General features: G+C 39.0%; 22 protein-coding genes. 10 read left to right on the top strand and 12 right to left on the bottom strand.

Annotated elements, in window-relative coordinates:
* Window positions 1-148: 148 nt before the first annotated feature.
* Together IPM34_02960 and IPM34_02955 are read left to right on the top strand one after the other, a co-directional pair.
* Window positions 149-1054 carry a DMT family transporter gene (locus tag IPM34_02960; protein ID MBK8954501.1) on the top strand — a complete coding sequence of 302 codons (906 nt, stop codon included), beginning with the start codon at window positions 149-151 and terminating at the stop codon, window positions 1052-1054.
* A gap of 201 nt (window positions 1055-1255) precedes the next feature.
* Window positions 1256-2656: a tetratricopeptide repeat protein gene (locus IPM34_02955; GenBank protein ID MBK8954500.1), complete on the top strand. Its 1401-nt coding sequence runs from the start codon at window positions 1256-1258 to the stop codon at window positions 2654-2656.
* A gap of 328 nt (window positions 2657-2984) precedes the next feature.
* On the opposite strand, the gene IPM34_02950 is transcribed toward IPM34_02955, so the two are convergent.
* The 8 genes from IPM34_02950 to IPM34_02915 all read right to left on the bottom strand — a co-directional run bounded on the left by IPM34_02950 (window position 2985) and on the right by IPM34_02915 (window position 13913).
* A complete protein-coding gene (locus IPM34_02950) occupies window positions 2985-3878 on the bottom strand; it encodes a peptidylprolyl isomerase (protein ID MBK8954499.1) in 894 nt (297 codons plus the stop codon).
* Window positions 3879-3900: 22 nt separating this feature from the next.
* Window positions 3901-4560, bottom strand: a complete 660-nt coding sequence (locus tag IPM34_02945; GenBank protein ID MBK8954498.1) for a peptidylprolyl isomerase — start codon at window positions 4558-4560, stop codon at window positions 3901-3903.
* Window positions 4561-4566: 6 nt separating this feature from the next.
* Window positions 4567-4965: a hypothetical protein gene (locus IPM34_02940; protein MBK8954497.1), complete on the bottom strand. Its 399-nt coding sequence runs from the start codon at window positions 4963-4965 to the stop codon at window positions 4567-4569.
* A gap of 18 nt (window positions 4966-4983) precedes the next feature.
* Window positions 4984-6201, bottom strand: a complete 1218-nt coding sequence (locus IPM34_02935) for an ABC transporter permease (protein ID MBK8954496.1) — start codon at window positions 6199-6201, stop codon at window positions 4984-4986.
* A gap of 20 nt (window positions 6202-6221) precedes the next feature.
* On the bottom strand, window positions 6222-9179 hold the full coding sequence (locus IPM34_02930; protein MBK8954495.1) for a serine hydrolase: 2958 nt from the start codon (window positions 9177-9179) through the stop codon (window positions 6222-6224).
* Window positions 9176-11101: a tetratricopeptide repeat protein gene (locus IPM34_02925; protein MBK8954494.1), complete on the bottom strand. Its 1926-nt coding sequence runs from the start codon at window positions 11099-11101 to the stop codon at window positions 9176-9178. Before IPM34_02925 ends, IPM34_02930 begins: the two co-directional genes overlap by 4 nt.
* Window positions 11102-11129: 28 nt before the next feature.
* Window positions 11130-11840, bottom strand: coding sequence for a YebC/PmpR family DNA-binding transcriptional regulator (locus tag IPM34_02920; GenBank protein MBK8954493.1), 711 nt, complete (start codon window positions 11838-11840; stop codon window positions 11130-11132).
* A 336-nt stretch (window positions 11841-12176) separates the two neighbouring features.
* Window positions 12177-13913: a M14 family metallopeptidase gene (locus tag IPM34_02915; GenBank protein ID MBK8954492.1), complete on the bottom strand. Its 1737-nt coding sequence runs from the start codon at window positions 13911-13913 to the stop codon at window positions 12177-12179.
* Window positions 13914-14637: 724 nt separating this feature from the next.
* Here IPM34_02915 and IPM34_02910 point away from each other — a divergent pair.
* The 7 genes from IPM34_02910 (at window position 14638) to IPM34_02880 (ending at window position 20213) form a co-directional block, all read left to right on the top strand.
* Window positions 14638-15174: a 3-hydroxyanthranilate 3,4-dioxygenase gene (locus IPM34_02910; protein MBK8954491.1), complete on the top strand. Its 537-nt coding sequence runs from the start codon at window positions 14638-14640 to the stop codon at window positions 15172-15174.
* Window positions 15174-15944, top strand: a complete 771-nt coding sequence (locus tag IPM34_02905) for a UDP-2,3-diacylglucosamine diphosphatase (GenBank protein ID MBK8954490.1) — start codon at window positions 15174-15176, stop codon at window positions 15942-15944. Before IPM34_02910 ends, IPM34_02905 begins: the two co-directional genes overlap by 1 nt.
* Window positions 15919-16701, top strand: coding sequence for a hypothetical protein (locus tag IPM34_02900; protein MBK8954489.1), 783 nt, complete (start codon window positions 15919-15921; stop codon window positions 16699-16701). Before IPM34_02905 ends, IPM34_02900 begins: the two co-directional genes overlap by 26 nt.
* Before the next feature lie 85 nt (window positions 16702-16786).
* The gene (locus IPM34_02895) at window positions 16787-17776 is read left to right on the top strand and encodes an Omp28-related outer membrane protein (protein MBK8954488.1); all 990 of its coding nucleotides are present in this window, start codon (window positions 16787-16789) and stop codon (window positions 17774-17776) included.
* A gap of 96 nt (window positions 17777-17872) precedes the next feature.
* The gene (locus tag IPM34_02890) at window positions 17873-18505 is read left to right on the top strand and encodes an ATP-binding cassette domain-containing protein (GenBank protein MBK8954487.1); all 633 of its coding nucleotides are present in this window, start codon (window positions 17873-17875) and stop codon (window positions 18503-18505) included.
* Window positions 18502-19755 (top strand): hypothetical protein, encoded by a 1254-nt coding sequence (locus IPM34_02885; GenBank protein ID MBK8954486.1) that lies wholly within the window; start codon window positions 18502-18504, stop codon window positions 19753-19755. Before IPM34_02890 ends, IPM34_02885 begins: the two co-directional genes overlap by 4 nt.
* A gap of 38 nt (window positions 19756-19793) precedes the next feature.
* The gene (locus tag IPM34_02880) at window positions 19794-20213 is read left to right on the top strand and encodes a hypothetical protein (GenBank protein MBK8954485.1); all 420 of its coding nucleotides are present in this window, start codon (window positions 19794-19796) and stop codon (window positions 20211-20213) included.
* A gap of 82 nt (window positions 20214-20295) precedes the next feature.
* Here IPM34_02880 and IPM34_02875 read toward each other — a convergent pair whose 3' ends face one another.
* Complete coding sequence (locus tag IPM34_02875) at window positions 20296-21108, bottom strand: DUF3108 domain-containing protein (GenBank protein MBK8954484.1); 813 nt, start codon at window positions 21106-21108, stop codon at window positions 20296-20298.
* Window positions 21098-22069 (bottom strand): hypothetical protein, encoded by a 972-nt coding sequence (locus IPM34_02870; GenBank protein ID MBK8954483.1) that lies wholly within the window; start codon window positions 22067-22069, stop codon window positions 21098-21100. Before IPM34_02870 ends, IPM34_02875 begins: the two co-directional genes overlap by 11 nt.
* A gap of 41 nt (window positions 22070-22110) precedes the next feature.
* Between IPM34_02870 and ruvC the strand changes: the two genes are divergently transcribed.
* Window positions 22111-22674, top strand: a complete 564-nt coding sequence (gene ruvC, locus IPM34_02865) for a crossover junction endodeoxyribonuclease RuvC (protein MBK8954482.1) — start codon at window positions 22111-22113, stop codon at window positions 22672-22674.
* Between the two features lie 52 nt (window positions 22675-22726).
* Here the strand turns inward: ruvC and IPM34_02860 are convergent, their stop codons facing one another.
* Window positions 22727-23128: an HIT family protein gene (locus IPM34_02860; protein ID MBK8954481.1), complete on the bottom strand. Its 402-nt coding sequence runs from the start codon at window positions 23126-23128 to the stop codon at window positions 22727-22729.
* Complete coding sequence (gene greA / locus IPM34_02855; protein ID MBK8954480.1) at window positions 23128-23601, bottom strand: transcription elongation factor GreA; 474 nt, start codon at window positions 23599-23601, stop codon at window positions 23128-23130. The genes IPM34_02860 and greA overlap by 1 nt, the downstream gene beginning before the upstream one ends.
* Between the last annotated feature and the right edge of the window lie 27 nt (window positions 23602-23628).

Genomic DNA, 23628 nt, shown 5'->3' with positions numbered 1-23628 from the left:
GTTTATTTTGCTAAGATTCAGATCATCATACACCCCAAAGAATTCCGCATACACTTCTATATGTTTCGCCCTTTACGTGATTTTACGCCAAAAGTCTGCCCGCAACTTACATCCTCAATATTCATATTCTCAATAGATTTGCCCCGAATTGAATCACCGTTTATATAGCCACCTTGCACTCTTTGCTGTCGCATTAATTTATGGGGCAAATTACAGCATTGCGAAAATGATCCTCGATCCGGGATATTTAGGCCCAAATGCTTTTGTTTTCTTTAGAATTTTTTCGACAGCCCTCCTTTTTTTATGCATTACAAGAACGCTTTTTATTTATGAAAAGAAAGACCTGGTTCCATTAATAATTTGTGGCATATCAGGGGTGTTGGGCAACCAGTTGTTATTTTTCAATGGTCTGAAAAACACCTCCCCTGTTCATGCTGCTTTATTGATGGTGTGCACACCACTCCTGGTCCTGATCATCAAAGTCTGGTTAGGAGAAAAACTCAATTCAAGACAATGGTTTGCTTGTTTGATCGGTTTGGCAGGAGTTGTTTCTCTCATTCTCAGTTCTGTAGGCAATAAAAATACAAATTCAAGCCTTTTGGGCGACCTCATGGTATTTTTTAATGCTTTGTTATATGGATATTACCTGGTCAAGGTTCCTCCATTAATTGCCAAATATGGTCCATTTCACATTCTTACATCCTTATTTACTTTTTCTGTTCTACCGGTAGGAATTTTTGCATACAACGAATTATTGACTGTGCAATTTCAGGAATTTGGGAGCGAGGAATGGCTTGCATTTGCATTTGTACTCCTGGCAACTACATTCGGAGCCTATTTACTCAATGCTTATGCGCTTAAACACACTGATCCTTCGTTGGTGAGTATATACATTTATCTGCAGCCTCTTATTGGTACAGCCTTCGCATTATGGACGGGGAAAGACCAATGGAAATGGAATTACCTCCTGTCAGGGATCCTCATTTTTACCGGATTATTCCTTTCCGGGAAAAAAAATTTAGAATTTTTTAAAAAAAGGCAAGAAACGAGTTAACAAGTGAGAATTAACGAGTTACAAAATTCTAATTTACACATGCGTATATTGGGTAAAGTGTAAGAAATTGTAATTCTGACTTTTCATCAAATATACGCTTTTATCATACGAACTCTCTGCGCTAAAAAAAGAATGAAGCAAAGAAGCATTTCTGGATAATAATGTTACTTTTACAGCGCATTTAATAATCCCTGGGAAGATATGCCGAAAAGGACGAAGCCGGATCACATTCTTTCAAAACTCATTACTGAATTTGAGGAACAAGGTCAACTCATTAATCGCGAGTATTGCGAAGAGTCTTATTACATAAGGCTTATTCAACACTATGAAAGACAGTTTCAATTTGACAAAGCCCTAAACCTCACCGACCAGGCCCTTCACTTATACAAGTACAAACAGGATTTTTATTTATTGAAAGCTAAATTGCTGATGGCTTCCCAACAGGCCATGCTTGCCCTTGACGTTCTTGATCAGGCGTATGCAATTTCTCCAATGAATCCTGAGATCCAATTTCTGAAAGCACGGGCCAGTGCCTTGATCCAACAGTTTGATGAAAGTCTGAAAATCATCATGGATTTGAAATGCAGAATTCAAAAAGCCGATTTACCTGATTTATTATTGGTTGAAGCATTTATCTACGAAACCATGAAAGATTTTAATAAAATGTTCGATACGCTGAGAGAAGCGCTCATACTTAATCCTAACAATCACGAAGCTCTTGAACAAATCTGGGTAAGCGTTGAGTTTTCGAAGAAATACGAAGAGAGCATTCGTCTTCACCAGGATATAATAGATAAAAATCCATACTCTTATTTGGCCTGGTACAATCTTGGCCATGCTTATTCCTGCATCGGCGAATACGAATCTGCAGTAGATGCCCTTGAATATTCATTTCTCATTAATTCGCAATTTGAACAAGGCTATCTGGATTGTGCCGAGCTTTGCCTCCAAATTAATCGATATGAAAAAGCACTTCAGTGTTATAGTGATGCTAATGATATTTTTGGTCCTGATGGAGAGCTGGTCGTTTATATTGCAGAATGCCTGATAAAGCTCAACAGACACAAGGAAGCGAAGCATAAATTGCAGAAAGCTGTTTATCACGATCCTTACAACGAAGAAATATTTTTCTACCTGGCTGAATGTTTTTCATACGAAGGCAACTATCCAAAAGCAATCAAATATTATCTCAATGCGCTGGACCTCGATGAGCAAAGAGAAGAATTTCAGGCGGGTCTCGCAAAAGCATATGAAAATCTCGGGAATTTTAAAAAAGCAGAAACGCATTATAAAAAAGCTGCCAGTTATGGAATGGAGCAAAGCCAGTATTGGTCTATGCTTATTTCTTTCTTATTAAAAAGAAAAGAACTTATCAAAGCCGAAAAATTCCTTAATCGTTCTGATAAATATAGTTTTGGGGCAGATTTGCTTTATTGCAAATCCGCATTTTATTTTATGAATGATTGCAGGGAAAACGCGATAGAATGCCTGGAGGAAGCCCTTTCAGAAAATCCAAATCTTCACGAAATCCTGTTCGAAATTTTACCTGAACTCAGAGAAGATAAGGATGTTAAAAGTATGATCCGGTATTTCAATATCTAAATTCTGTTTTATTGCGCTCTGCGTGTTCGAAAGGCATTTCCTTTATAGTGCGATGCTTGTCTTCGATAAAAATCCACTTATAATTCGGTTTCATTAAAAGTTCCTTCCATTCAATTTATTGCTTGCGGTTAAAATCATCCACCAGATACCTCACAAAAAAAACAAGCAATGATGCAATTGCTTGCAGTCACTAAATTTCTTTCAGAGCAATGTAAAGTGGAATCACATATGCTCATTTCCTGGCCAATTCAAGCCATTTTTTCAATAATAAAGCAAATGTTATACCTGTCAGACGGCTGTTCCGAATTTATAACAGCTCTTTATTCTGTCAGTGCAGGGCTTTGATGACCATTTTAACGTCTTCAGAGGGTCTGTCGCCTCGTTCTGTTTTAACCGAGGCAATTTTATCAACGATATCCAGCCCTTCAATAATTTCACCAAAAACGGTGTATTCCATATCCAGAAAGGGAGTTCCTCCCAGTGTTTTATAAATATTCCTTTGCGCTTCGCTGTATTTAATGCCTTTTCGATCTTCAACCATATTCAGGTTCTGATCGGTCTGCAAAGCTCCCTGAACTATATAAAATTGGGAACCCGAAGATTCCTTTTTTGGATTCACCTGATCGCCAGTCCTTGCTGCTGCAATGGCTCCTTTTTTATGTATAAACTGAGGATTGAACTCAGCCGGAATGGTATAACCCGGACCTCCGCTGCCTAACATTTTACCAGGTGCAGCTGCTTTCGAATTTGGATCTCCACCCTGAATCATGAAGCCACTTATGACGCGATGAAACAGCAATTCGTTGTAAAACCCTTCTTCTGCATGTTTAAAAAAATTGTCCCTGTGGAGTGGAGTCTGATCGTATAATTTGGCCAACATGGTTCCAAAGGGAGTTTCAATGCTAATTACACAACCCTCCGGAGGCAAAATTTCAATTTTATGCTGAGAAATATCCATTTTTTTTCCTTTTATAACTTTTAATTGAACATTGTAAATTCCCGATTTCAAATACCGGTGCTTTGGATTTTTTTCGGCAGACGTTTTACCATCGCCAAAATTCCATTCCAGGCGATCAAAATTTTCAGTTTGGCATTCAAACTGGACTTCTGCCGGCATTTTTACCTGATTTTGGCGGATTTGAAACAATTCAGATTTCCGGGCACAGGACGAAAAAATTAAAGCTATGGAAATCCAGGAAATAAAACGGTTTGGAGGAAACATCATGATCGCTTATTAATATAATTTAGAGCATTCTTATTTTCATTTTTACATCGGTCACTGGTCGGCTGTTTGGTTCACAAGGCTGACTACAGATCGCATCCACGACATTCAACCCTTCGACCACTTCGCCAAAAACGGTATATTCTCCATCGAGAAATGGTGCACCTCCCAGCGTTGCATATTTTTTCTTATCTTCTTCAGTATAGGCAATGTTTTTACTACGGGTCATCATAATTAACTCATCTGAACTTACCGGTTTTCCCTGAACAATATAAAATTGGGAACCGGAAGATTCTCTTTTCGGATTGGCCGAATCGCCAAGCCTGGCTGCAGCCAAAGCTCCCTTAAAATGTTTGGCTCCAATTTCAGCGGGAATGGTATATCCCGGACCACCATTGCCCAACATAATACCCGGAGGAGCGTCTTTGGATACAGGATCACCTCCCTGCATCATAAAACCAGAGATCACGCGGTGAAATAACAAACCATCATAAAATCCGCTTTTAACCAGTTTGATAAAATTCTCTTTATGTTTTGGAGTACTGTCATACAACCTGATTTTGATGTTGCCATGGGATGTTTCAATAACCGCCAGAGTTCCCTTGGCAGAGGATTTACCTCCGTCTTTACATGAAAAAGTAAAAACAAAACAAAATGCAATAAGAAATAAATACTTAGTCATATCAATTTATGGTTTCAATTCATCAATCGGTGCATTCAACTCAACGGAAAGCTCTGCTGCGTATTGTAATTTGAAAAAAGATACCGCTTTTTCTTTCAGATAGCGTTCCTGAGCACTAACACCCTTAATCAAAAATGGTTTCAGACTTTCAAAATGTGGCCATCCATCCTGATCCAGACCTTTCAGGGCATAATATCCATCTTCACTCAACAGTTTGCAGCTGGCTATATGCATCAGGTCGGTTTTCTCTTCTTTGGTAAATTTCCCCGGTTTTAATCTTCCAAGTTCTTGTATACCAATTAATAGTAAAATTGCATTCAGATCAGGCAGTGATTTGGAACCCAGGCGATCTCTAACGAAGTGCCTGATACGCAGCCACTCAAAATCCAATTCCCAATCTTCCATGGGCGCAAAATTAGTCAATTATTCTTCATGAAATACGGGATTGATTCCTGCTACTTTTTTGCTAGGCATTATGGAAGCCAGCAAACCAATAATCAATACTGTGGTCAAAACGATCACAAAATCAATCTTTCGCATTTGCATGGGAAAACTATCGATGACAAATTCCGCAGGGATCCCAATAAGGCCGTATTTTTTCTGAATGATGTAAAAACCAACAGCGAGAAAAAACCCAATAATCAATCCCAATGAACAAATCAATAAACCCAACAGGATGAAGATATTTTGTGCTCGTTGGTCAGCCATTCCCAATGATTTTAAGATTGAAATATCAAACCGCTTATCCAAAACAATCATCCACAGCGCACCCACCACCGTAAACGATACGAGCAAAATGGTAAGACTGAACAATGCGTAATAAAGCCATTTTTCAAGTTTCATGATTTTCAGAAAAGCTTCGTCCTGACGGTACCGGTCTTTTACTATGTAATCATTGCCCAACAAAGTTTCCAGTGTTTCAATTACAAATTTTGTATCAAATCCGGATTTTAACTTAAGGTCTATGGAACTAAGAATTTTTGTTTTTCCTAATTTAGACCGTAAATAATTGAGATCCGTTATAATTGTAGAATAATCGCTTTCCTGATGAAAAATAAAAATGGACTGTGCCTGCAATAAAAAATCCTGATAACTGGCATTTTGAATTTGATCGGTTTTGGAATCTGGCAAAAATATCCTGACCGGTTCATGAAATTCCCGCAAGCTCACGCCTAATTTGTTGCGCAGAACAGACCCAATATTGGCAAGTGGTCTGTTACCATCCAGGAGCGTAAATTCTCCTTCGATCATTCCCTCTGAGGCCCGGCTAACCTCCTGAAAATTCTTTTCTACACCTTTTATGATTCCAAATTCCTGAGCATCCTTATATTGAAACATACAAACTTCTTCGAATGAACGCGATAAGAATTCTACATATGCTTCTTTTGAAATTTTCTGTACCAACGTGGAATCTTCTGTAAAATATTTGGAATTTTTGGAAATGATCTTAATGTCAGGATTGTGTTTACTGAACATTCCGGTTACGAGTTCATCAAATCCATTGAATACAGATAAAACAATGATCAGGGCAGCAGAGCCCACAGCTATCCCAAAAATCGAAATACCGGTGATCCAATGGATTGCCTGGGATGATTTTTTACCAACGAGATAACGCAATGCGATTTTTAAATTAAGCCACATGAATGATTAAAGTTAGCATTTTACGGACCTGCCCCCGAACCCGAACTGACATTACGAAAATATGGATTTTCACCAGCATCCGGTATGATAGCTTTGTATAGAATTTCCTGAATCCTGGTCCGGTAACGCTCTTTGTGCAATTTATTATTTTCGGCTAAAGGGAAAGTCCTGTTGGATAAAAATACATAATTAATTTGGGCATCGGGGTCTGCCCAGGCGCAGGTACCCGTAAAGCCCTGATGCCCAATTGTTCTATTCGATGCCAGGCTCGATACATAAGGCTTAATCGAATCGGATTTTAGTTGGGGCATATCAAACAAATAAGCCCTTCTCTGAAACTCCCAATCTCTTGTCATTTTTTTACCAATGGAAGATGCCTTCAGAATTTCCCTTCCTGCATATTGGCCTCTGTTCAAATACAATTGCATCAATCTGAGTACATCATGTGCATTTCCAAACAATCCTGCGTGTCCACTGATTCCTCCCATCATGGCGGCACCCATATCATGCACATATCCCTGTATTCTTTGCTTCCGCCAATATGGATCCATTTCGGTAGGAGCAATACTTTCTATTGGAATTCCTTTTCTTATTGGATTAAATAAAACATTTCTAAGTTCTAACTTTTCAGATATCTCTTTTTGAAAATATCTTTCAAAGTTTTTTCCGGTGACTTGCTGCACCAACTTGGGTATAAAATAAAAACCAAGATCAGAGTAATTAAATTTTCGCTCTTCGAGTAATCTGGAATCAGCAATAACCTGCAATATCGTATCTACAAAATCCGACCGGAGGAACATCCCTTCACATACAGGAATATTATATTGCTTGGATGGAATTGTATCGTAATATAATGGATTATATAGACCCGGGCTATCGACTGGAACTAATGTGCTTCTATAATACGGGATCCACGAAAGCAATCTTCCCTGGTGCATCATAAAATCTTTAAATGTGAGTTGTTCTTTATTGGTGTTGCGGAATAATTCAAAATAGTCGGAGAACTTATCTGAAGCTTTTATCTTATTTCTGTCTTCAAGTTGAAATAGAATAGGGGCAGTGGTGACAATTTTTGTAAGTGATGCCAGATCGTATATAGTATTGTTCTCCACTCTCCTCAAGGAATCATAATCCAAATAGCCAAATGACTTCTGATAAATTATTTTATTGTTGCGTGCTACAGCGACCTGACAACCCGGAGCCGCCTTCTGACTGATCAGTTCATAAACTATACTATCAATAATTTCAAGACTATCGCTGCTCATTCCCTGGGTTTCCGGAATAGAATAGCCCATCCTCAAAAGGGAGGGTCGGGTTATTGATTTTCCTTGTTGCAATGCATTAGAAACCATCATTGGAACTGTTCCAACAATCGGATCAGTTCCAAACAGCATTTGAGCAGCAATATCCATGCTCAATTCATTCTCTTCATGAGCGAGAAACAAACTGCAGTGTTGAGGAAAATACATGGCTACGTATGGACAACCAAACATCACTACTATACATTTTTTTTCACGGAGATGCGGGTTAAGTTTCTGCAGGTTTAGCAGATCTAATCCAAAAGATTTTTGTGAATTAAAGCTCAGTCCGTGTACATGAATAATGATCAGTTCGGCTTCTGAAATCGCTTTTCCGAGTTGATCATTCCACTGCGATGTATCTTCGAGACTATAATTTGAAACAGCTGCATAATCATTAATTCGCGACAAAAAAGTTGCGGCTGTTGGCTTTCCTAGCTTTAATGTGATTATTTTGGCCGGAATATCTCTGATCGGAATGAGATTCTGGGGGTCTCTCCCCAGGCACATGGCTTTCCTGTATAATTGGTCATTGTGCGTTGCGATCCTCTTGTTGAATGATTTTAATAATCCTTCGGGACGATCAGGTATTCGCTGCGCAAACAAACCTACTTTGTGTTTATAATTTAGAATCCGACTCACTTTCTCGTCCAACTGCCTTTCTGAAATTTCACCTCTTTGAATAGCATCTTTTATAGCATTACCCGCTTCAAAAATATTTCTGCTGAGCAAGAGCATATCGTTGCCGGCTTTAAAAGCAAACAAAGCGATTTCTGCATCTGAAAAATGTTTGGTAACGCCTTCCATCTCAAGGGCATCGGTTATAATCAAGCCCTCATATCCAAATTCCTCCCGAAGGATTTGATGGTTTATTTTCTCGGATAGCGTTGCGGACATATTTGGAGTGCTGTCCAGACGAGGGATATGCAAATGCCCAACCATCATTGCAGCAGGTTGAAATTTACTGAGTACAGCAAAAGGAAACAGTTCAAGGCTGTCAAGTCTTGACTTCGAAAAAGGAAGCACTGGCAAATCCTTATGAGAATCCACTTCCGTATCTCCATGTCCGGGAAAATGTTTCAGACAGGCTAAAATGCCACCATCCTGAAGGCCTAGCATATAAGCAAATACTTTAGCGGTGACCATTCGCCGGTCTGATCCAAACGAACGTTCGTTAATCACAGGATTGAGCAAGTTGTTGTTGATGTCTGCGACAGGAGCGAAATTCATATGCAGTCCAACCAATTTCATTTGACTGGCCATTTCATATGCCATTCTGTAAATGGGTTTATTATCCGTTAATGCACCCAGGCACATTTGCTTAGGAAACCTGGAAACATCTGTTAGCCGCATCCCCAATCCCCATTCGCCATCCATACTCATCAGCAATGGCCACTTGGAAACGGTCTGATACGTATCTATTTTTTGAGTCATTCCAGCCAAAGTCCCTTTAAAAAAACACACTCCTCCAACGCCAAAAGTTTTGATTGTATGAATGACATCCCTGGTTTGCTCTTCGTTTTCGTTTGAAAAAGAACGGATGATAAATAACTGTCCGATTTTTTCCTCAAGTGTCATTTTTTTGAGCAGGGTATCGGGACCATTCAAGTTAAAATTATCCTGACCGGTGGCGCGACCATAGAAGCATATTAGAATTAAAATGCATTTTACTATTTTCATTGGTCGATCAGGCCGTTCTTTTGTAAAATCTGTGGATCAATTACTTTTGCAACGTTAAACATGGAATCTGATTTAATCGCGTCGCCCGAATTTTTAAAAGCAATACCCAGGTTAAAATAAGCTTGTGCATTTTTAGGTTCCATCTGGATTGCTTTTCTGAAATATTCAATGGCTACATCATTATTTCCTGCAGATCCTTCAGCAATTCCCATCAGCATCAAACATTCTGCATCACCTGGGTTCATGCCCAAAGCCTTTTTGATAAAATCAGTTGCTTCCTGAAGTTTACCGGATTGACCCAATTGCCTGCCGCGCTCGCGCAAGGCCATTTGCAGGTTCTTGAATGCATCTTCGTCCTCCGGTAAATGACTCAATAAATAATTGTATTTCTCAATCGCATTTGCGTAGTCCTTTTCGTAATAATAAATATTCCCCATTTGCAAATGTGCCTCCATGTAAAGTGGATGAATTTGAAGCGCTTTTTCCAGTTCCATTCTGGCCTTGCTGGTAATTTTTCGAATCTCGGCACTATCTTTTATCGAAGGTACCGATTCGAGAAGAACACCTGCTACAGCATTGTGAATTTTTGCACTTTGTGCAGAGGTATGTAAATCGGTATCAAATAATATTTTATTGGACTTCCAGGCTGGATTTCTGTTGATCGTTAAAAAAGAGAACAGCACATAAAGTGGCATGAGCATATAAAAGCTCCTCTGGTAATTGAGATGATTAAATTTCAGCAACAGGAAGACAAGACCAATGATAAATCCCAATGAAGGCATAAAAAGAAATCGCTCCCCCATATTTGTTCCTATCGGGAACATAATATTCGAAACTAAAAACAAAGGAAGGATGTATGATGCAACACAATAAGTAAATACCCGGAGTGTTTTATAACTCCACAAAGCGGTAGCGATGGCTGAAGTGTAAATCACTACTGCCGAAATTGATTTCCAGGAAAAGGGACCTAACAATGGAATATGCTTGGGATAATAATCATGGGTAAGCGGATGCGGCCAGATCAATAGCCGGAGGTATTCAAAAAGGCAATAAGTGATGATCCCGGTTTTTTCAAAAATATTCATGGCCACTTTCTGACCATTTTCAAGTTTCATGAACGGATTGTTCATAAGTTCGGTCGACAGCCTGGTAAATGGGTTTAAACCCAAAGTATTTGCTCGCATTAAAACAAAAATAAGTCCCGCAATCATCAATACCATTGAGGCCCTGACCAACTGCGATTTATTGTAATCGTGCAAAAGAAATGTGCCTAAGGGTATCAAAACTACATAGGCTATTGCATTTTCTTTCGACAGGAGTCCGAGCAGCATACAAAAACCAGAAATTGCAATCATCTGATATTTTTTGACTTCAAGGTATTGAAGAAAAAAAACAAACGCTAAAAGTGAAAACAACAAGGCCAGGCTCTCGTCCATTCCTTTCACATTGGCCACGCATTCCGTATGGACGGGGTGAGTTATAAACAACAAGGATGTGAGGAGTGAAAAAGGTCTGGAGGCTTGACCCAGTTTCAATGAGAATAATTTTTGGAGACAAACATACATGACCAAGCCCAACAAGGCATAGATCAGAATGGACAGAAAATGAAATACAAACGGACTTGCACCAAAGAGTTCATAGGTCACAGCAAAAACGATTAAACTCATGGGTCTGTACCTTCCTCCGGAAACCAATTTTTCTTTTCCTTGCTTTTTGAAAAAGCCATAGAATGAATCTTTGGTAAGCAATTCACCAATACCCGAAAAACCTTGTTTAACGAATTTATTTTCAGTGATTACGATACCATCATCCAGCACAAATTCATGGTTGAGCGTATTTGCATAAATCAGAAATGGCAAAACCAAAAGAGCAATGCGATGCAATCTGACATTCAACAAAAAATCTTCGCTGAAAGTGCTCATTTAAAAATGCTTTGGGTTATTATGGAAATCACTCCATGGTACTAAAGACGTTTTGAACATCTTCATCTTCTTCAATTTTATCCAACAATTTATTGACTTCTTCCTCCTGTTCCTGGGTAAGTTTTTTAGTCGTAGTTGGTATCCGGTCAAAACCAGAAGAAATAATTTCAATTTCGTGTTTTTCAAAATAATCCTGCAGACTGCCAAAGCCGTCAAAATTTCCATAGACTACAAGTTCTTCTCCATCTTCATTGAGCTCTTCGCAACCCGCATCAATGAGCTCCAGTTCCAGCATTTCCGGATCCATTCCTGGTTTTTTCCTGATCCGAAAATTACATTTGTGTTCAAACAAATATTCCACACTTCCGGAAGTACCAAGGCTCCCGCCATATTTATTAAAGTAGGAACGGATGTTGGCTACGGTTCGGGTAGGATTGTCTGTAGCGGTCTCAACTAAAACAGCAACACCGTATGGACCATAGCCTTCATAAGTAAGGATCTCCAGATCTTTCTCGTCTTTGGATGCTGCTTTTTTAATCGCCGCTTCCAACCTGTCTTTAGGCATGTTGCAGGCCCTTGCATTCTGGAATGCAGCCCTCAACCTTGGATTGCTATCGGGATTGGGGCCTGAGGCCTTTACCGCCATAAATACTTCCTTACTGATGCGTGCAAACTGCTTGCTCATTTTGGCATAACGAGCAAACATTTTGTGTTTTCTGACTTCAAATATCCTTCCCATATCACAATTTAAAGGGTGTGCAAAGATAAGCGAATGTCATTCAAATGACAAGGTTGAATGTTAATCCCAATTCATGCCATGGAATCCAGTTACTTAGCTTAAAGCAAGAAGCAATAAGCTTTGTATAGGGTTTTTGTAAATCACCTTTCTATTGCAATATATTTGAAATTATATATTGATAATCAACAATATATAGTATATTTTCAATTCTAATGCAGAGATTGGGTTAATTATAGACAAATCTAATCTGACAAATCAAAATAGAGCCAGCGTATTAAAAAACCATGAGCTATTCAAAAGTGTACACGAAAAACAGCAAAAAGATGCCGGTACTCATCAATCTTCCTGATAAATTAATGCTACCGGATATAATCGGTAGCCCGGTTCTGCATATTTTGAACGGTCATATATAAATTCGAGCATGGCTCTGCTGCTCCGAGCAAATTGGGAATCGTTCAACTTTCTCTCTTCAAATTCTTTTTTAATGTCCCGGTCGTTTTCAAGTATAGATACAGCCAGATCTTCGAAAAGATAGTCGCTGAAGTATTCCTTTCTTTGAAGTATGGGATCAAAAAAATTCCAAACAAAAAATGCATCGTGAGCTTCGGGTTCCAGCGTTTCAACGATATAACGTATTGCAGGTTGTTGGGTGTAAATGATGTAATCCCCTTTGAAGTACATTCGCGAATCTCTTATGGATTCTGTTTCAACCTCCTGATGCATAAAATGGCCTTCATAAGGTTTAGAAACGCTTTTGAAATTTTTAATTTTATAATAATGAGCCCGAACCAGACTGTCTTTTTCGAGACGATGCATCTGTACACCGTTCCATTTCAATCTCTCGATAACCATTTCAAAAGCGGCAGGTACGAAGTATGCCGTTGGACGTTTCACAGTTTTGACCGGTTGGCAAACATTGTAATAGGGAATATTTTTTGAATAAGGTTTATTTTTATCGTATGAGATGCGTTCTAAACCCGTAAGCTCACTGATTTTTTTTTCAGCAGTATAACCTGTAAAATACAAACTATCGCAGCGCGACTTGTCGATTTTCCAGCGTATATCCATAGTCTTACTTTTAGTAGCTGCTGATTTGGCTTCTTCGCGAACACGGAGCAGTTCATTTTTCTGCAACCGGGTTTGTTCGGCAAGCTTTTGCATCAACAATTTATGTGCACTTACTCTTGCGTTATAGGGTTTCAGCATATGAGATTCGGCCAGAAAACCCATGCAATGAAAAAGTGCTGCATATCCTGTAGAAAATCGTGGTGAGTCTAAAAAATCAAAAATTCCTCCGGAAGGATCTCCTTCTGAATTTACATAAGGGATCACATCTAAATTTCTTTCAGACATCGATTTTATAAAGGGAGGGATGAAATGCTTATAAATGTAATTTGCCAATTCAATTTGCAGCTTATGTCTTTGGCTGGAAAGAAGGGTCATCAGGTAAGGGTAATCAGCTCCATCTGTTGTGTGGGTTTCGAGAAAAATATCGGGATCCCAATGTCTGAACAATTGGGTAAAGGTCTTTGCATTTCTGCTGTCGCATTTGATAAAATCGCGGTTGAGGTCCAGATTTTGTGCGTTGCCTCTGAATCCGTATTCATCGGGACCGTTCTGGTTGACCCGAGAATATTTATTTCGTAGCAGACTACCGCCCACATTGTAGATCGGAATAATTACGATGCTGATTTCATCCAGAATTTTTGCCTGATTGGGATCTGATACGAGATCGCGTGCAAACATCATAGAAGCTTCGATGCCATCCGGTTCGCCCGGATGAATTCCGTTATTTATAAATAATATGGCTTTGCCGGCTTTCCGGCTTTTTTCAGGAGTAAAATTTTTTTTACTACTCAATACGACCGTGTAAATGGGCAAAGAAACGTCAGATGGACCTGCTTCAAAAACTTTTACCAAGCCCGATTTTTTCTCCAGCGCTTTATAAAAGTTGATACAATCTATATAGGTAGATGTTTGGTTGTTGTTTTTTTCAAATGGCGTTTTGAGAGATTGAGCAGCGGGGCCTGGCAAATTTGCAAAACAATACAATACTATAAAAATTAAACGCATGATCTTGATTTGTTAGGAAATATCATTAGGATTTGCAAAAGTAGTGGAAAGTTGACAGGATTTAACGGATTTTAAGGGGATTTAATGAATTGTGAGATGAACAGATTTGAAGAGCAAATCCTTACATTAGCCTAAATCCTGCAAATTCTTAATTATGGTAAATGTTAGGTTCATAATTGTGGCCATGCCTTCCATACAATCACTCAAATTTCATTTCATATAAATTTCTCTTGTACCCGAATAAATAATTTAACGAATCATAAACTCTGAAAATTATATTTGATTTGGAACAATTGAAATAATGTTTCGTATGGATTAAAATATTATCATCGATTTTGAAATAACTTTTAAAATAATGGAATGTCTTTATCCATTTATAGTGCTTTGTGCAACGAATTTTTAGAAGTCTTTTATTAAGTTGTATAAACTTTTGCATTGGATCAAGCTGGATGCCTTTTTCGGTTTTTTTTAAAGGTCGATTTCTTTTCTAAAAGATTACAAATAGATCAGCCACTTTATTTTGGATGTACTACTTACTGCCTAAAGCGTGAACATAACATTACCAGAATAAAATAAAAGCAGTTTTTAAGTCGTACCCAAATGTGGAAGGGGTAATGCCGTGAAGGATTATCTCAAAAAGTAAAGAAAGACCCCATCCTCCATTTTCCCTTCAGCCTTTTGCCTTTAGCCTGAATGAACTATCTTTATCCTAAATTTTAAAACCATGCCTGTACGCAGACCCTTTAATATCCAAAAATGGGTGGAAGAACATCGCTCTGAACTCAAACCACCTGTTGCCAACCGGAACCTCTATCAGGAAGCCGATGATTTTATTGTTATGGTCGTTGCAGGCCCGAATGCGAGGAAAGATTACCATTACAACGAAACGGAAGAATGGTTTTTTCAATTAGAGGGCGATATCACGGTACGGATCCAGGAAGATGGAAAACCTGTGGACATACCCATACGCGAAGGGGAAATATTTCTCCTTCCTGCGAAAACGCCCCATTCACCGATGAGACCCGCGGGAACCATCGGACTGGTCATCGAAGCAAAACGGCGCGAACAGGATATGGATGGCCTGATGTGGTTTTGCGAGAATTGCAATACCAAACTTCACGATAGTTATTTTCATCTTGAAAATATTGAAAAAGACTTCTTACCACGGTTCAAGGAATATTACAACTCTTCAGAACTCAGGACCTGCCCCAATTGTGGCACTGTTATGGAAGCAGATCCCAGGTTTACTGATCCCACATAATTTATCTTTTGGCAGTCGTTTATTTTGCATCCGACTTTCACCTGAAATCCGAAACTGAACATAGTAAGGATAGGGAGCAGCACATCCTGAATTGGCTTGAAAGCATTTCAGATCATGCAGCTGAATTGTACCTTGTAGGAGATGTTTTTGATTTTTGGTTTGATTATAAAAAAGTGATTCCCAGAGGATATACAGGTATCCTTTCCGCCTTGTATGCGTTGCGAAAAAAAAATATACCTGTTCACTTTTTTACCGGCAATCACGACCTTTGGATGTTTGATTATTTTACAAAGGAGTTGGATATTCCAATTTACAAAAATCCAATCATCAGGGAAATTCAGGGCAAAAAATTATTTATTGGTCACGGCGATGGACTCGGTCCGGGAGATCATGGTTATAAACTGGTTAAAAAACTATTTACCAATCCACTTGCCCAAAGGATGTTCAGATGGCTTCATCCGGATGTCGGCATCGGTTTAGCCAACTATTTCAGTTCAAAAAGCAGGGAAGCACAGGATGCGGTTCAGCAGTTTTTAGGACCTGAAAAAGAATGGTTGATTCAATTTGCCGAATCACATCTACCCGAAAATGATTGTGATTACTATATTTTTGGACACCGTCATTTGCCAATCGACTATTTATTGTCGAATAAAAAATCCCGTTATATAAATTTAGGAGACTGGATTAGCTTCAGGTCATATGCCAGCATGGAAGGTGGCCATGTTCAACTTAATTTTTATAAGAATGACCAGGTTTTTCCTTATTCTTAATTTACTCTGGATTGCTGTTTTCACGTCTGCGTATTCACAGACTTTAAAATTGTTGCTGGATACCGCGATTCAGGCAGATTTGATACAATTGGATCCACTTGGAAATATATATGTTCTCCGTCAATCCGATAAAACTTTATTAAAATACGATGTAAATTTTAAGTTGCTTCACCAGACGACTCTTCAAAACAACTGGAATGAAGTTGCACTGGATGTCAGCGACCCTTTTAAACTTATTTTATACTATCCAGGAGATTTCCAAATGAGCCTGTTCGATGCCCAGTTGCATTTAATCCAAACATTGTATGAACCCGAATTGAGTGAAAACACAAGGATTTGTCACTTTGATAGCGAACGGCTGATCTTATATGACGGAAATAAACTCTATATCAAAAATTATCACACGCAACAAATTGAAAATTCTATTTATAGCGGATTAAACTTACCTGTCAAAGGGAGAGATGTCTCGATTTTAAAGTTTCAGGATAAAATCTATTTCATTTGCAGATACGTCGGGATACAAAGCTTCACCACCCAACTTTTTGAACATGATCATTGGAAAGACCCCGACCTCGAAACAGCCAGCCTCAACAGCAAGTCCATATATAAGATAAAAAACAACAAAATATTTGGTTTTAGCCAAAAAACTGGAATTGAAACAGAATTATATTCTGGAATTAATCGTATTCGTCAACTTTCCACAAGCCACGACAAAGTTGCAATTTTGGAAGGGGGGCGCCTGAAATTATTTAACTAAAATTAATATAGAAGCCTATGGTTTTCTTAAACATCTTCAACAACCATTCGTTATTATTGCATTCCGAAACTTAAATATGATGAACATGACTAAAAAATTACTTATTTCTTTTTGTTTCCTATCTGTAATTAGCCATTCTTTTTCGCAAGCCAAGCGCTATGTTTTTATGGAACACTTCACCAATACACGTTGCGGGGTTTGTGCGGCGACAAATCCAGGTTACTATAACCTTTTAAATAATTATAAAGACAAATATCATCACATATCCATTCACCCTCCGATTCCTTATTCGGCCTGTCTGCTCTATCAGGCGAATAAAGATGACCAAAATCAACGCAGCAACTTTTATGGAATTCTAGGCACTCCTACCATCGTTTTCAACGGTACAACAAAAAAATCTGCATCTTCTGTCAATGCTTCATTCATGGATGCTGAAATAAAAAAAGAATCCCCTATACAGATTTTAGTTAAAGATGCCGGTACGGATATGCGAATTTCGAATATTGAAATCAAAACATTAGGTACAAAACCAGCAGGTAAATATCGCATCTATGCTGCCATTGTCGAACGCGTTTTGCAATATGCTTCACCCAATGGCGAAAAAGTTCATTACGATGTATTCAGAGATTTTGCAAGCGATGCAGGTGGCGATGAAATAGATCTCAGCAATCAGGGTGGATCCGTTGCCAAATCCTTTACATATACCCTCCAGCCTTCCTGGGTGCCTAATCAAATTTATACGTTGGTATGGGTGCAGGAAGAAACGACCAAAGAGATCCTGAACAGCGGATCAGCGAATGATGTCATTACAGCCACCACTCAGGAGAAAATTCTTCCCTTCCACATCCAATCCAATCCGGTATTTCAGAAATTAAATATTATTTTCCCTGAAAACCTACAAAAAAATGCAAACTTGGTCATTACGAATTTGCTGGGAAAAGTTATGTATAACAGTAGCATTCAATTGCAAAACCATGGTTTTGAACTGAATGTTCAGCACTTCGAGAAAGGTATTTATTTTGCAAAAATAGAAAGTGGTGGATCGAGTACGACAAAAAAATGGGTTAAGCAATAAGATATTTTTGTGTTATATTTTAATGAAGTAATCGTTCATATAAATCTTAAAAATGAAAGCTGTGCCTGATGTACAGCTTTTTTTATTGACAATAACATGTTATCTACCAGTCAGGTCTCCTTCAAGTATCGCTCTGCGAATCGCGTATTTCAATTTCCTGATATACAATGCGAAGCAGGTAAAGCCGTATTGATATTAGGCCCCTCTGGTTGCGGAAAAACTACTTTATTGCATTTACTCGCAGGATTGCTCATTCCTGATTCCGGAAGTATTCAAATTGCCGGACAGGAATTTCAAAAGTTGCCAATGCATGAACACGACCGATTCCGGGCTGCCCACATTGGGCTTGTATTACAAAAGCCTCATTTTTTAAATGCATTGAATATTACTGAAAATCTTCAACTTTTTCAAAAACTTTCCGGTCGAAAGAAGGATGTGGATCGCATCATAGAACTATTGAAAATACTCGATCTCAGCGACAAAGCAAAGCAACTTCCAAATTCCTTATCACAGGGGGAAGCTCAACGGCTCAGCCTGGCCAGAGCAGTGATCAATCAACCAGCTTTGTTATTGGCAGACGAACCAACTTCTTCTTTAGATGACAAACGTGCTCTTGTCGTGGCAAAATTGCTTTCAGACCAGGCAGAAATCCACAAGGCTTCCCTGGTCGTGGTGAGCCATGATTCGAGATTAAAAGATTATTTCGAAACCCAAATCCTGCTTACATGAATGCCTTTCATCTGGCCTGGAAGAATTTATGGCACCGGCGGCTGAATACCGGCTTCAATCTGCTATTACTCGTTTTTTCCGGAGGCCTCATCACACTGGGCTTATTGGTAAACAGTCAATTTGAAAATCACTTCAATAAAAACCTGGGCAAAACAGACCTCATTCTCGCTGCAAAAGGAAGTCCGCTCCAATCCGTTCTCTGCAATTTATTTCATTTAGATTTTCCAACCGGCAATATATCACTGAAAGAATCTAAGGCATTCCTGAGATCAAATCACCCAATTATTCAACAAGCGTTGCCTCTGGCACTTGGAGATCAATATGCAGGATTCAGACTGGTAGGCACTACCACGGCTTTCCTCGATTTTTATAATGCCAGAATTCGGGAAGGCCATAATTTTGATGACGATTTCAAAGCTGTACTCGGTTCAGAAGTTGCCCGGAAAACAGGCCTTCGTTTAGGAGATACTTTCATTTCCGGACATGGATTTCAATCAGACAATGAAAATGCCCATCAGCACGATTCGCACCAGTTTAAAGTCCAGGGTATTTTAAATCAAAGCGGGACGGTGACCGACCAATTGATATTCGTGACTATATCTTCATACTGGGCTTTGCATCACGACGAACTGGCTGAGGATCATTCCGAACATCACCATGGGCCAGCCTGCCTCAGTAATGAAGATCTTATCAAAACTGAGGGATCTGTCACCTCATTGCTGTTGGAGTTTAAAGGCACTAATATTCAAAGTTTGAATTTTGGCAGGAGCATCAACGAGAATACTTCAATCATGGCAGCAAGTCCTGCCATTGAGCTTAACCGTTTATACGAACTTACAGGAACAGCCAGTGAATTGCTTTCATTTGTACTTCTGGCTCTTATCTTGCTTTCCATGCTTAGTTTGTTTATCAGTTTATGGCAAGCTATGGAAGAACGTAAATACGAACTGGCTTTGCTGAGGTTTGCAGGTGCAAGCCCTTTAAAAATCGTGTTGTGGATTTTGGCAGAGGCCACTCTGTTGACGATCACCGGCATAATTGCCGGGATGCTGCTGGCTCACGGAGCTCTTGCCATTCTCGAGCCCACACTTCAACTTGAAATGAAGTATGGCATCAGATCATCTGTCCTCGTTCCAGGAGAATGGATGATCCCGTTAGCTGCCTGCCTATTGAGTCTGATTGCAGCTTTGATACCAGCCATCCGGGCCATGAAAACCGACATTCACCTTACCTTGAGCCAAGAATCATGAATACGCACATTATAAAATCTATTTCTAAACATGGGGCCATGACCATACTAACCATTGTTTGTATGGCATTTATAACTGAGGCACAGGCTCAAAACATGTGGCCGGCTTTAGCGAAAGTAACCTATAAAAAAGAATACGACGAGTTACTTGGTATTAAGGTAGATAAACCCATATTCAGTAAGGAACTCAAAGCGCTTGAAGGAAAGATCATACAATTGAAAGGCTATATTATCCCTACAGATGGATTCAAGAGCCATACAGAATTTGTGTTTTCTGCGTTCCCATACGCCAGTTGTTTTTTTTGCGGAAAAGCCGGGCCGGAAACCGTCGTCGAAATAAAAGCCAACAAGCCCATTCCCTATACATCAGAGCCTATTGACATTAAAGGCAAGCTTATTTTAAATTCAGTCGACATCAACCGTTTAATGTATCTTTTAGAAGATGTTGAAAAGTTATGATTTCGACTTTATAATTGACTCATCCTTCGATCCCCAAAGTATTATCCTGTTCTTCTATCGGGGAATTTTTTGGTTTTTCTGCTCATTCTATTTTGGAGTCGAAAGGGTGTTTTAAATTATTGCAACTACTTAATATGGCTTTTACTGAACCTACCACCAGGGGTGATTCAATCAAAACAGGCAGATAATTGTGGTCGTCACCTACATACAATTTTATTTTGGCATCCTTGTCGAACACATGACCAGAAATGACATCTGCGACTGCATGAAAGATCCGGTACGTCCCTGAATCTTTAATTTTAAAGGATTTTTTATAATCCTTAAACTTTAAACCCAATTCATATTTTTCATCATCGAGCAAAATATTAAACGTCGTTTTCTTGTCTGTACTGAATTTCTGCAGATCCTGACTTCGCAAATAATACATACACGAAATCATATCGTAATAGGGCTTATCCAATGGAATTTCAGTCAGCTTCAAATCTGACATGGTTCTTCCTGTATAGCTGTAGGCCATTCGTTTATCATAGTCGAAAACTACCTTTTCATATCTTCTGTAATTACCTTGCTGGATGTCGCGGATGTAGAGTTTTGGCAAACCGCTTGTTTTATCAATATAGGAATGGTACTTATCTCTCACTTTATAAAACCATTCGTATGACGCGTATGTCTTTCCAGTGACTTCAATATGAAACAAATCCTCTTCTTCTTTGATTTCAAAATGCACCTCACCAGCCGTCAGCCAAACGAAATTCCAGTTATAGAAAATCTTATAAACCAGCTTCTCTCCATTTCCAAAAGCAGATTCCCCGGATTTGCTGTTTGTTGCCGGATTGAATGCCAGGCCAGACATTACAGCAATGAATACACAGATTATACAAATTTTATGAGCCATCTTTTGCTTTTAACAAAAAAAGAAATCCGAACATTGCAGGGACCGCATTGTTTAACAAAAAAATAAGGCAACTAAAAAAGATGCTCATAGATGGTTCCAGGCCAAAAGCACCAAATACCGTCCAGGCAATAATATTGCGCGAAGCAACCGAAAAAACGGGGGGCAATACGACAAAGGTCAAAACAATCAAATATACAATCGCCGCCACAAGTGACTCGGTCAGACTCAACTTACCAACCAAAGCCAGCAGCAAAACCCATTGCAACAAATAAATAAAATACCGCATCATACTCCAGGCAAAAAGACCAGACAGTTTCTTCAAGCTCCATTTTATTTCTCCCACACACATAAAACCCAGAGGTTTTATTTTTTTCCAAATTGACCACCCCTGCCACTTTCTAAAATACCATGTAGCTAATAATATGAACCCTGAGAACAACAATATCGACAAAATGGTATACCGACCCCAATCCGGAATTAATCCTGATATTGGCTTGAGCATTGTCGTTGGAAGCACTGCCAGTAAAACCAAACCACTCAGGTTGCTAATTGATTGCATGGTACCACCTAAAATGCTTGCTTCTATCTGCGCGCGTTTATCAATTTCCTTAGAATTCCAAATTCGCCCCGTCACCATTCCCAATCCAAAAGGCAATAAGAATTGCATACAGCATCCCATGCAAATTTTAATTGCATTGTCCCAAACAGAAAACCCAGACCTTCTGATCACCGAAAACTTCAATGCCTCAAATCCGATATTGAAGGGAATTAAAAAAACGATGAAAAACAGGGCCGTTAAAAAATAATAATCAAAAAAATAAAAATTGAACTTCCATACGTTTAGCTCATTGAGAAGTACAATCCATAAACCAACAAAAGCCATGAGAGGCATCCAAGTAAAACCAGGCTTTCTGATCGCATTCTTCCAAATTGAAAACAAAGCTTCCTGACTATTATTCATGAGAACACCAATTCGTCAATCGTGATTACATTTGCCATGGCATGCATAAGTCATTTCGCATTTTGGGTGTTGATCCGGGTACAAATGTACTGGGTTACGGAATCATTGAATTCAAAGATAATCATACTTCAGTTATTGAATTTAATGTTTTGCACTTAAAGTCGATCGATTCTCATCAGGATAAATTAAAAGAAATATTTTTAAGCATTCAGGAACTGATCGAAAAGTATCAACCATTTGCGCTTTCCATTGAAGCTCCATTCTTTGGAAAAAATGCACAAAGTATGCACAAATTGGGTCGTGCTCAGGGAGTTGCTATTGCCGCAGCCATGGTGATGGGTCTTGAAATTCACGAGTTTTCACCAAAAAAAATAAAAAAGTCAATTACCGGAAATGGAAATGCAAGTAAAGAACAGGTAGCCGGCATGTTGGAATCCATTCTCAATTTTAAAATGAACTCCAAATATTTTGATGCATCGGATGCACTGGCAGCTGCCCTATGCCTGTCATTTCAAATCAAATCCCCTGAAAAACCTAAAGAAGCATCCACGGGGTGGAAAAAGTTCATAGAAAAGAATCCGGAAAAAGTGATCCCTCCAGGGTAATTCACTTTTGTATTCATTGGCTTTTCTATTAATAATGAATCACTAAATGCCATTATACATTTGAAAATGCCTGAGATATTTTTTCAGCAAGTTCTTTGTAATCCTCTTCTGAAAATTGCATTCGTGGATTGCTAAAATTTAAATCTGAAATTTGCTGGAGCGGAACCAAATGAATGTGTGCGTGAGGTACTTCGAGTCCAATGACACTCATTCCAATTTTTAAACAAGGAACTACCTTTTTTAAAGCTACGGCCAGTTTTTTTGAGAACAACATCATTTCTATTATAAGCTCATCCGGCACATCAAAAATATAGTCAATTTCTTGTTTAGGGATGACCAGGCAATGGCCTTTGGCAAGGGGCTTAATATCCAGGAATGAAAAGCAAAATTCATTTTCCGCAACTTTATAGCAGGGTATTTCACCCCCGATAATACGGGTAAAGATGCTTGCCATCAGATGGTTATTTCAAGAACTTCGAGAACCATTTCGCCGGCAGGTGTATTGACCACGGCTCTTTCTCCTACTTTTTTACCCAGGAGCCCTTGTCCGATTGGTGAATTTACAGAAATTCGACTGGCTTTCACATCCGCTTCAGCTTCAGAAACGATCTTCAAGGTCATTTCTTTGTTCGCCTTGTGATTTTTAATCCTGACATTGGTTAACATGGCGACACTGGAGGTATCGATATCGTCTTCTGTAAGAATTCTGACATTCATCAATTTTTTCTCCAGCTCATGAATCTTAAACTCCAACATACCCTGTGCATCTTTAGCAGCATGGTATTCTGCATTTTCCGAAAGATCGCCCTTTTCCCGGGCTTCAGCAATTGCTTTGGCCGCATCTTGTCTGCCGGTAGTTTTTAAATGATCCAGTTCGTGCTTTAGCTTATCATAACCTTCCTGGGTCATGTAATTCAATCCATTCATGATTCAATTATTTGGCTGATTAAAGTA

The sequence above is a fragment of the Saprospiraceae bacterium genome, from assembly GCA_016716185.1.
In the GTDB taxonomy this organism is placed as follows: Bacteria; Bacteroidota; Bacteroidia; order Chitinophagales; family Saprospiraceae; genus Vicinibacter.
This window is presented reverse-complemented; position numbering and strand designations above follow the sequence as displayed.